The sequence below is a fragment of the Pseudomonas sp. GM18 genome (genome assembly GCF_000282195.1).
In the GTDB taxonomy this organism is placed as follows: Bacteria; Pseudomonadota; Gammaproteobacteria; order Pseudomonadales; family Pseudomonadaceae; genus Aquipseudomonas.
On the sequence record NZ_AKJT01000011.1, the window covers coordinates 23,205 to 33,359 of the forward strand.

At 61.0% G+C, this 10,155-nt stretch carries 8 protein-coding genes; 5 read left to right on the forward strand and 3 right to left on the reverse strand.

Annotated elements, in window-relative coordinates:
• The first annotated feature begins 106 nt into the window (after positions 1 to 106).
• The 3 genes from PMI21_RS24960 to PMI21_RS24950 are packed head-to-tail and all read left to right on the forward strand — an operon-like array spanning position 107 to position 5,355.
• Positions 107 to 2,029 carry an IucA/IucC family protein gene (locus PMI21_RS24960; RefSeq protein ID WP_007934115.1) on the forward strand — a complete coding sequence of 641 codons (1,923 nt, stop codon included), beginning with the start codon at positions 107 to 109 and terminating at the stop codon, positions 2,027 to 2,029.
• The gene (locus PMI21_RS24955) at positions 2,019 to 3,230 is read left to right on the forward strand and encodes an MFS transporter (protein WP_007934117.1); all 1,212 of its coding nucleotides are present in this window, start codon (positions 2,019 to 2,021) and stop codon (positions 3,228 to 3,230) included. The genes PMI21_RS24960 and PMI21_RS24955 overlap by 11 nt, the downstream gene beginning before the upstream one ends.
• A gap of 13 nt (positions 3,231 to 3,243) precedes the next feature.
• The gene (locus PMI21_RS24950) at positions 3,244 to 5,355 is read left to right on the forward strand and encodes a TonB-dependent receptor (protein WP_007934119.1); all 2,112 of its coding nucleotides are present in this window, start codon (positions 3,244 to 3,246) and stop codon (positions 5,353 to 5,355) included.
• Positions 5,356 to 5,434: 79 nt separating this feature from the next.
• Here PMI21_RS24950 and PMI21_RS24945 read toward each other — a convergent pair whose 3' ends face one another.
• The 3 genes from PMI21_RS24945 to PMI21_RS24935 are packed head-to-tail and all read right to left on the reverse strand — an operon-like array spanning position 5,435 to position 7,298.
• On the reverse strand, positions 5,435 to 5,977 hold the full coding sequence (locus PMI21_RS24945; protein WP_007934122.1) for a DUF2937 family protein: 543 nt from the start codon (positions 5,975 to 5,977) through the stop codon (positions 5,435 to 5,437).
• 14 nt (positions 5,978 to 5,991) lie between these two features.
• Positions 5,992 to 6,768 carry a class II glutamine amidotransferase gene (locus tag PMI21_RS24940; RefSeq protein WP_007934123.1) on the reverse strand — a complete coding sequence of 259 codons (777 nt, stop codon included), beginning with the start codon at positions 6,766 to 6,768 and terminating at the stop codon, positions 5,992 to 5,994.
• A gap of 32 nt (positions 6,769 to 6,800) precedes the next feature.
• A complete protein-coding gene (locus tag PMI21_RS24935; protein WP_033063799.1) occupies positions 6,801 to 7,298 on the reverse strand; it encodes a hypothetical protein in 498 nt (165 codons plus the stop codon).
• A 102-nt stretch (positions 7,299 to 7,400) separates the two neighbouring features.
• On the opposite strand from PMI21_RS24935, the gene PMI21_RS24930 reads away from it, so the two are divergent.
• A complete protein-coding gene (locus PMI21_RS24930; RefSeq protein ID WP_007934127.1) occupies positions 7,401 to 9,455 on the forward strand; it encodes a S9 family peptidase in 2,055 nt (684 codons plus the stop codon).
• 122 nt (positions 9,456 to 9,577) lie between these two features.
• On the forward strand, positions 9,578 to 10,051 hold the full coding sequence (locus tag PMI21_RS24925; RefSeq protein ID WP_007934129.1) for a cyclic nucleotide-binding domain-containing protein: 474 nt from the start codon (positions 9,578 to 9,580) through the stop codon (positions 10,049 to 10,051).
• Positions 10,052 to 10,155 lie beyond the last annotated feature (104 nt).

The window sequence follows — 10,155 nt, forward strand, 5'->3', positions numbered from 1 at the left end:
ATTTCCCAAAGTGTAAATATGAACCACTATCATTTGCATTATTTATTCAAAACGGTATTCTCAGCGCGCTTTCAGCTAATCAATTGTCCAGAAGGAGTCGGACCTGATGCGCGGCTACACGCAAAAACAGCAGCAATTGCTCGCCCACTGGAGCGAAGCGCTCGGCACTGAGGCTTTCCAGTCCCACCGCATCACTCTCGATCATTTGAGCAATGCACTGGAGCCCGCCGCCCAGCGCTGTTTCCAACGCCTGATCCAGGCGCTGTTTCGTGAAGAGCTGATCGACCCCGACACCTGCGAATACGACGACACCAGCCGTTGCTGGCTGCCACTTGGCGATGGCGCGCACCTTTGCTTCGAGCACTTGTCCAGCGGCAGGATGAACAGCTGGGACGTACGCGGCAGTATCGTCCTGCACACCCCCGACAAACTGCCGCAAAAAATCCAGTTGCCCAGCGAGCTGCTCGCTCACCTCAGCACTCAGCTCAACCCACCAGCCTCCCCGCAGGTACTGGAACGTCTGGCCCGGGAGCTGGATGACAGTTTCAGCAACGACACTCTGTGCCTGGCATTTCACCAGGGATGGACCGAGCGCCTGAGAGAGCAGATCGACACCGGGTACGATGACAATCTGCTCGCCTGGCTCAAAGCCGGCCCCACCCATCAGAACCCTACGTCACTGCTCGAACAGTGGGGCACTCTCGGCCATCCGTGGCACCCGAACTACAAAACCAAACTGGGTTTGAGCGCCGCTCAGGTCATCGCTTTCTCGCCAGAATTCGAAGCAAGTTTTCCGATTGTCCTGTGCGCCCTGCACCGCCAGTACGCGCACGTCGAAGCGCTGGCTGGCACCACCGACTACCGGGATTGGTGGCAAGGTCACTTCCCACTGGCCGCCGAGCAATTGCAACGCCATTTGCAGCAGCTGGGCCTGGACGCAACAGACTACCTCCCGCTTCCGTCGCACCCATGGCAAGCCCATGAAGAGCTGCCACATTCGTTCGCCAACGAGGTCGCCGACAACCTGCTGATCATCACTGACATCGTTGCTTTTACCGGCCACCCGACCATGTCCTTCCGCACGGTCCTGCCGCAGGCCAGTCGTACGGCACCGATGGTCAAACTGCCGGTGGCTTTGCGCCTGACCAGCGTGCAGCGCACCGTGTCGCCGCGCTCGGCCCGGATGGGTCCACGCATCAGCCAACTGATATTGAATATTCTCGATCAAGAACCGCAGATTCAGCGTCTGCTGAACATCGTTCCAGAGCGCATCGGCGTGCATTACGCACCACTACCGGCCGATGACGAGCGCTCCCGGCATGCGGCCGTGCTGTATCGCGACAACCCGCTGACCCTGCTGCAAGAAGGCGAGTTGGCCGTGCCGGTCGGCAGCCTGTTCGCCGTCAACGAATTCGAACAACCGTTGCTGCGTGATTGGGTCAGACTGGCTCAGGGCCGGGATGACAGCGAGGCCATGTTGGCGTTCTTCGATGATTACCTGGCGATTGCCGTACCGAGTCTGCTGGGCATCTATCTGATGTACGGCGTGGCGTTCGAAGCGCATCAGCAAAACAGCTTCATGGTGATGGGCGCTGACGGGCAGTTGAATCGGCTGCTGTTGCGTGATTTCGGCGACGTTCGTATCGATCGCAAAACCCTGCACGCCAAGGGTCTGGATATCCAGTTGCACGATCCGAAAATGACCCTGTATGACGACGCAGGCTTTGTCCGCGACAAACTCCTGCACACCACCTTCATGTGCCACCTCGGTGAGCTGACTTTGCTTTGTGCCCGCCACTGGAATGTGCCGGAAAATATCCTTTGGGAGCGATTGGCAGCGCACGTTGCACAGTGCTTCGAGACCTTGCGCGAGTGCGTTGAACCGGCACGCTGGGAAAGCGAGCGCCAGGCCTTGCTGGAACAGGATTGGCCCGCCAAATCGTTCATGCGCATGCGCTTGCTCGACAGTCATGCCGACATCGTTGGACGCCTGAGTAACCCGCTGCGACCCAACACCCATGCTCGCTGACGGTCGCGCCCTGCGACTGCTGATCGTCATCCAGTTTGTCTCCATGGGCGCCATGGAAATGAGCGGCCCGTTCTGGCCCTTGCAGATCCAGCATCTGCTCGGGCCGGAGCGCGCCGGCTACACCGCGCTGTTATCGGCGATGGTCTATGCCGGCCCGATGCTGGCGGCCATGCTCCTGACCCCCATGTGGGGTCGGTTGGGGGATCGCACCGGACACAAACCGATGATTGTTCGGGCGTTGCTGGCCCTCGCGCTGTGCCAAGGGTTGGCGGCCATCACCCTCGACCCGTGGCTGCTGGTGGGTATTCGCGTGATGCAAGGCGCATTGGCCGGTTTTCTCGCTGCCGCGCAGGCCTATGCCTTGGCCTGCTGCGACAGTGCCAGACGGGGTCACACCCTGGCTCGCCTGCAATCGGCGACTGCCGTCGGCTCGTTGATCGGCCCGGTGCTGGGTGGCTGGCTGATGGACGTCTCGGGGTTCGCCTTGCTGTGTTATGGCGCGACGGCGATTTGCCTGCTGTGCGCACTGGGGAGTTTTTTCCTGCCGGCCGACAAGGCGCGAACCGCGAAGAAAAAACCTGTTGAGCCGGTTGCCCTGCCCAAAGGCTGGCTCAGTGGAATCCTGTTGGTGATCGTGTTGATTCAGGCGGCGAAGATGATGCCGCAGTCGTTCTACGCCCTGTACGTCGCGAACATTCTGCATGCCCCAAGCTGGCTGATCGGTGCCACCTACGCGGCGAGCGCCGCGACCCTGACCATTTGCGCACCGCTGTGGGGACGCCTGTTCGACCGCTGGCAGCCGGCCTACACCTTGCGCGTCATCGAAGGCGTGGCCTGGTTATGTGCCCTGACGCTGGCGGCCACGGCATTGGCCAACGAATGGCTGGGGTTTCTCGTCAGCCGACTCGTCTGGGGCATCTGGCAAGGCGCCCTGCTGCCCGTCGCCTATGCCCTGATCGCCAACACCGTTTCCATCACCCAGCAGGGCTTCGCGCTCGGCCTCGGCAACAGCGCGGCAAAGGCTGGAGCCCTGCTCGGTGTTGTCCTTGGCGGCATCGGCATGGGCCTGGTGGGCCTGGCCCACAGCTTCTGGCTGGTGGCGCTGACCTACGCCATAGCCGCCATCGGAATCCGCTGGGTGCGGTCGTTCAACACCACGCCTGACCGCTCGACCTTATCGCCCCACACTTATCACAACTAAAAAAGACCACGTCATGACCCGAACCAAACTCTCCCTGCTGATCCCGCTACTCGGTACCTTCAGCGCCCAGGCCTGGGCCGAGGAAACCGAGCAGCAGCCCGGCACCTTGAACATGCAAGCCACCGTCGTCTCCGCTACTCGCAGCGAAGCGAGCATTGCTTCGATTCCGGGCTCGGTCCAGGTGATCGACGAGCAGCAAGTCCGTGAGCAGAGCGGCGCGGGTCGCCGGGTCTCCGACATCCTCGGGCAATTGGTCCCGGGTATTGCACCGGCCAGCGGCGGGATGAGCAACTTCGGCCAGACCTTGCGCGGGCGCAACATGCTGGTGTTGATCGACGGCGTATCGCAGAACGCCACGCGCGACAACTTCCGCCAGCTCAACAGCATCGCCCCGGCCAGCATCGAACGCATCGAAGTGATCTCCGGCGCCAGCAGCATTTACGGTGCCGGTGCTTCAGGCGGCATCATCAACATCATCACCAAGCGCAATCAGGGCCAGGACATTGCCTACAGCAGCAAACTGGGCCTGACCAGCGGTAACAACCTCAACAGAAAAGGCTTCGCCTACGAAGCTTTCCAGAGTGCCACCGGGCGCAAGGATGCGCTGGATTGGTATGTGTCTGCCGACCTGACCCAGCGCAACGATCAGTTCGACGGCAACGGCAACCGCATCCCCCAGGACACCTCCCAGGGCAGCAACATGGATACCGAAACCTACGACCTGCAAGGTCGTTTCGGTTATGAACTGGATGCCGACAAGAAACTCAGCCTGTCGCTGCAGGACTACAAGGACCAGCAGGACACTGGCTACACCAAAGACCCGAAAAACCTGCAGCAAGCCGTGGCGGTCAAAGGGCTGAAACTCGACGACCAACCCTATACCCATAACCAGGCGGTCAACCTCAACTACACCGACAAGGACTTCTACGGTCAGGGCCTGCAACTGGAAAGCTACTGGCGTCGCGCCGATGCACTGTTCTTTCCGGACCTGTCGCGGGGCAAGGCCGGGATCTCCGACAACAACAGTGTGCAAGATGTCTACGGCCTGCGTGCGGCCATCGACACGCCGCTGCCATCGATCGGGAGCGCCACGGGTAATCTGGTCTGGGGGGCTGACTATGATAATGAGCGCTCCCGTCAACGAGGTGATCAATACACGCTGAAGGGCCTGACCTATACCAAGACCGGCACCACCTACGAGCTGGGCCCGGACATCGAAACCACCACCAAATCGCTGTTCGGGCAGATGTCCTGGGACATCGGTGACTGGACCTTGCGTGGCGGCGTGCGCCGTGAATGGATCGAAAGCGACGTTTCCGACAGCATCGCTTATGGTCAGATCGTCCAGACCGGCGTACGCGCAACGCTGCCCGGTGACACCCTCAAATACGATGCCACGCTGTACAACCTGGGGGCGGTTTACCACCTGAGCGAAAACCAGGACGTCTTCGCCAATTACAGCCAGGGGTTTTCGCTGCCGGATATCCAGCGCTTCATGCGTGATGTCAGCAGCACCTTCGACATTCAGAGCCTCAACGCCCAAGCCATCAAGGTCGACAGTTATGAGCTGGGCTGGCGTGGTAACTGGGACCAGTGGCAGGCCGACGTCACCGTGTACGAAAACACCTCGGACGTGACCCAGTTCTACGATGCCAATGACCGCGTATTGCGCCTGATCAACCAGAAAGAGCGAGTTCGCGGCATCGAAAACAGCCTGACCTACCGCGCGACCGATCACTGGTCGGTGGGTGGCACTTATGCCTGGGCCAAAGGCGAGACCGAGCAGAACGGCAAATGGATCGATCTGCCGGCCACGCGCATCTCACCCGCCAAGACCACTCTGTTCGTCGGCTACACCGAAGACGATTACACCCTGCGCCTGCAAGGCATGCGTTTGGCCAATTACGATGCTGCCGCCAAGGACAACAATGGACGCGACATCGAAGGCTATACGCTGGTGGACCTGCTCGGCTCCGTGCAACTACCGGTCGGTCGTCTTGAAGGCGGCGTGTACAACCTGACCAACCGCACGTACCAGAACCTGTTCACCCAGGCCAACGCCAGAGCGCCGTACGCCAATGCCGAAGGCCGCACCCTGAGCATGAGCTACTCGGTAGATTGGTAAAAACAGGAGCCGGCTTGCCAGCAATGCGATCTGCCAGGCAGACCGTGTCGCGGCAATCGCCGGCAAGCCGGCTCCAGTGTTACAACCCGCGCAAATCCCGCTCTTCGATCGGCCGGCTCTGGCGCAGGCGCTTGCCGCCCAGCACCACCCAGTCGATCAGTCGGAACAGGCATTCAATGCCGAACGACAGCAGCAACGCGCCGCTCATGCCCCAGATCATCGCTTCCGGCGTCAGCAGGATCTGGTAGCTGTAGCCGTTCCAGGTTTCCTTGCGAATGTCCGGGTCGGCCGCCAGCACCACTTGCAGGAAGCGGATGTACCACGGGCCCTGCATGGCCTGAAATTGCTTGTCCAAGGCCAGTTGACGGGTGAGCAAGGCGCTCAGGCTGTCGGCATCACTGCGAAAGATCGGGTCTTCGCTGGCACGGTAATGGGCCACGAGCGCTTGCATGTCGCCCTTGAAAAACTGATTGGCAGTGCCCTGAAAACCGCTCAAACCGGTCTGCGCCTCGATCAGATGCGCCTCAACACGCTTGGCATAGTCACTGATGAAACCAGGCACCTGGACACCGATCAACAGGCCTGCCGCGAACAACACCAGCCGTAGATAACTGAGCAACATGGGGGGAGAGATCCTTATTCGGTCTTGCCCTGGCTGACGCATTCACCGCGTCGCCAGAGGCTCCATTGGCCCGGTTCGTAGCGGGTCCAGGTTTCGTTTTCGGTCAAGGGTTCGGTGGCGATCACCGTGACCACGTCGTTGGGCGTGGTTTCGGCCTGGAAGTCGACGATCACATCGACGTCCTTCAAGCGTGCCGGGCCGAACGGGGCACGGCGAGTGATTTGCGCCAGTTTGGTCGAGCAGTAGCAGAACAGCCAGTCGCCGTCGCTGAGCAAGCAGTTGAACACGCCTTTGCTGCGGTACTCGGCGCAAGCGGCCACCAGGTCCGGCAGCAATTCTTCAATCTCTACCGGCTCAGGGAACGCAGCACGCACCCGGTTGAGCAAATCGCAGAACGCCGCTTCGCTGTCGGTATCGCCGACGGGGCGGTAGAAACTGGCGGTCGGGTTGAAGTCGGCCAACTGCCCGTTGTGGGCGAAACACCAGTTGCGTCCCCACAACTCGCGCACGAACGGGTGAGTGTTGGACAGGCAGACCTTGCCGACATTGGCCTGGCGGATGTGGCCGATCACCACTTCACTTTTGATCGGGTAGCGCTGCACCAGGTTCGCCACTTCCGACTCGCTGCTCGCCGCCGGGTCCTGAAACAGGCGCAGGCCACGGCCTTCATAAAAAGCGATGCCCCAACCGTCACGGTGTGGCCCGGTGCGGCCGCCACGCTGCATCAGCCCAGTGAAGCTGAACACGATATCGGTCGGGACATTGGCGCTCATGCCCAATAACTCACACATGCTCGGACTCTCGATTCAATGCAGGGGCACAGTTACAGACGCGGCTCGACCCGCAGTCGCTGCGGGTTGCTCGGCACCGGTGGCCGGCCGTAACGATCATCGCCGGCACCGCCGAACGGCTGATCACCTTCAGGCTCGTCGGCCCGCGCCGCAGCCTTGGCGGCCTCCGCCCGCTCCTTGCGAGCCTTGGACGCGCGCTCGATGGGGAAACGGATCGCCACGAGAACCAGGTAAAGGCCGAAGGCAATCATGCTGTACATGAACAGGTCGGAAATCGCCCGCCAGGCGTTGTTGCCGACCTTGAACAGCAGATCGAGCGCAGTAATGGCAATGGCCGGGGCGACCTTTTCCTTCACCGGGTCGATGATGGTCGGGCTGAACAGCAACACCGCCATCAGCAGCCGCAGCGGCTCACGCAGCCAGCGCCACATCCAGCGGGTCATGCGCATCCACACCAACAGGCAGCCAAAAGCGGCAAAGGCGTAGAGGCCCCAAGCGATCAGATAGTCGTTCTCGGTCATGGTGTCCATGGCAAGGCAGGCAAAGAGGCGCTTATAGTAACGACTTTTCGCACATCAGGCTGCCCCGCCGTCTGCGATCCCCCAATTTCGTACAACGTTCGAGAGCTCTTCATGCCCCTATCCGCCAACGTTTCCGACGCGCCCATTGCCCACAAGGCAGACGGCGATGACCCGTATGCCTGGCTGCAGGAGCGCGACACCGACGCAGTGCTCGATTACCTGAAAGCTGAAAACCGCTATCAGGAGGCGCAAACCGCCGATCAGGCCGGTCTGCGCGAAACCCTGTTCGAAGAGATCAAGGGGCGGATTCTCGAAACCGATCTGTCGCTGCCCTCGCCCTGGGGCCCGTACCTGTATTACACCCGCACCACCGCCGGCGATGAATACGCCCGCCACTACCGCTGCCCGCGTCCGACCGATGGCAGCCTGCATATCGACGAAAGCCAGGAACTCCTGCTGCTCGATCCGAACGTGCTGGCCAAGGGCGGTTTTTTTTCCCTGGGCGCGTTCAGCATCAGCCCGGACCACCAGCGCCTGGCCTACAGCATCGATTCCAGTGGCGAGGAGGTTTACACGCTGTTCGTGAAGGAATTGTCCAGCGGACGCGTCAGCGAACTGGAGTTCCAGGACTGCGACGGCAGCATGACCTGGGCCAATGACAGCCTGACGCTGTTCTTCGGTGAACTCGACGACACCCATCGTCCGCACAAACTGTTCCGCTATCGGCTGGACGGCACCGCCGCCGAAGAAGTGTTCCATGAACCGGACGGCCGATTCTTCCTGCATTGCTACCGCTCAAGCTCCGAACGGCAATTGCTGCTGTCGCTGGGCAGCAAGACCACCAGCGAAGTCTGGGCGCTCGACGCCTCGCTGCCGCATCAGGCCTTTACCTGCCTGGCGCCGCGAGTCGAAGACCATGAATACGATGTCGACCACGGCAAGCTCGATGGCGAGTGGACGTGGTTGATCCGCACCAACCGCGACGGCATCAACTTCGCCCTGTACCAGGCTGTCGATACCGGCGTCGCGCCGACCGAAGCCGACTGGCAGAACCTGATTCCCCACAGCGACACGGTGATGATCGATGGCATGAGCCTGAACGCCGAGGCTATGACCCTGAGCCTGCGCGAAGGTGGCCTGCCGATCATTGAAGTCTACCCACAGGACTTGGTGCCTTATCGCGTGCAATTGCCGGACGCGGCCTACAGCCTGCATGTGCAGAACAGCCTGGAATTTGTCAGCGACAGAATTCGTCTGCGCTACGAGGCCTTGAACCGTCCGGCGCAAATCCGCCAACTGATTCTGACCTCGGGCGAGCAGAAAGTGCTCAAGGAAACCCCGGTGCTCGGCCCGTTCGACGCCGACGCATACGTCAGCCAACGACTTTGGGCAACGGCACCGGACGGTACACAAGTGCCGATCAGCTTTGTGGTCAAACGCGAGTTCCTCGGCAAGCCGACGCCACTTTATCTGTACGGCTACGGCGCCTACGGCGAAAGCCTCGACCCATGGTTCTCCCACGCCCGCCTGAGCCTGCTGGATCGTGGCATGGCGTTTGCCATCGCGCATGTTCGCGGCGGCGGTGAATTGGGCGAAGCCTGGTATCGCGCCGGCAAGCAGGAACACAAGCACAACACCTTCAGCGACTTCATCGCCTGCGCCGAACACCTGATCGCCAACGGCTTCACCACCTCATCGCAGCTGGCAATCAGTGGCGGCAGCGCCGGTGGCCTGCTGATCGGCGCGGTGCTCAATCAGCGGCCGGAGCTGTTCGGCGTGGCGATTGCCGAAGTGCCGTTCGTCGACGTGCTCAACACCATGCTCGACCCGGAGTTGCCGCTGACCGTCACCGAATACGACGAATGGGGCAACCCGCAAGAGCCAGACGTCTATGATCGGATCAAGGCCTACGCCCCGTATGAAAACGTCACCGCGCAAGCCTATCCGGCAACGCTGGTGATCGCCGGCTACAACGACAGTCGCGTGCAGTACTGGGAAGCGGCCAAGTGGGTGGCGAAATTGCGCGCGACCAAAACCGACACCACCCCGCTGTTGCTCAAGACTGAATTGGGCGCCGGGCATGGCGGGATGAGCGGTCGTTACCAGGGATTACGTGACGTAGCCCTCGAATACGCATTTGTTTTGAAGGTTTTGGGCATTGCCTGAGGAACTTGGCCCGGTGTCCCGGTCTTAACACCAGACGCCGGACCGGATGCAACACATATCCCCTGTGGGATTGAGGACATCCAAAAAAACCGGAACCAGACACAAAAAAAGACCGTGACGACATGTCAGAACCGACCTTACTGAACAAAGAAATTCGCGACTGGCTGATGGACTGCGGCCTGTTCGATCAACTGCTGCCGGCGGACTTCGTGGCGGCTTCGGGTTACTTCAGCATCAGCACCATCGCCGAAGGCGAAGAGATTTTCCGTGAGGGCGATGCCGGCAGTTTCATGTGCATCATCCACACCGGCCAGGTCGCGGTGCAAAAGACCAACGGCGAAGGGCAACGGGTGACCATGGCCACCTTGCGCAGCGGTCGGGCGTTCGGCGAAATGGCCGTGCTCGACGGCGAACGGCGTTCAGCCAGCTGTGTGGCCGCGAGCAATTGCCAGTTGCTCAACCTGGGCAAGGACTCCCTGGAAAAGATGCTCAACGACGCGCCAAAAATCGCCGCCAAGATCATCCGCGCCCTCGCCGTTTCCCTCTCCAAACGCTTACGCATGGCTGACGGGCAACTGCTTTTGCAGCAGGTTTAACCGCCCGGCGTTTTGATTTTCGTCGTGCCTGGCTCCAGGCCCGGCAAGGTCTGGTCCTTGGGCGGATTGGGCATCTCGATCGGCGGCAACAACGGTGGCCCGCC

Bases quoted from the DNA above. Each gene is read 5' to 3' on its own strand.
- PMI21_RS24960 (WP_007934115.1), top strand. From the start codon at position 107: ATGCGCGGCTACACGCAAAAACAGCAGCAATTGCTCGCCCACTGGAGC.
- PMI21_RS24955 (WP_007934117.1), top strand. From the start codon at position 2,019: ATGCTCGCTGACGGTCGCGCCCTGCGACTGCTGATCGTCATCCAGTTT.
- PMI21_RS24950 (WP_007934119.1), top strand. From the start codon at position 3,244: ATGACCCGAACCAAACTCTCCCTGCTGATCCCGCTACTCGGTACCTTC.
- PMI21_RS24945 (WP_007934122.1), bottom strand. From the start codon at position 5,977: ATGTTGCTCAGTTATCTACGGCTGGTGTTGTTCGCGGCAGGCCTGTTG.
- PMI21_RS24940 (WP_007934123.1), bottom strand. From the start codon at position 6,768: ATGTGTGAGTTATTGGGCATGAGCGCCAATGTCCCGACCGATATCGTG.
- PMI21_RS24935 (WP_033063799.1), bottom strand. From the start codon at position 7,298: ATGGACACCATGACCGAGAACGACTATCTGATCGCTTGGGGCCTCTAC.
- PMI21_RS24930 (WP_007934127.1), top strand. From the start codon at position 7,401: ATGCCCCTATCCGCCAACGTTTCCGACGCGCCCATTGCCCACAAGGCA.
- PMI21_RS24925 (WP_007934129.1), top strand. From the start codon at position 9,578: ATGTCAGAACCGACCTTACTGAACAAAGAAATTCGCGACTGGCTGATG.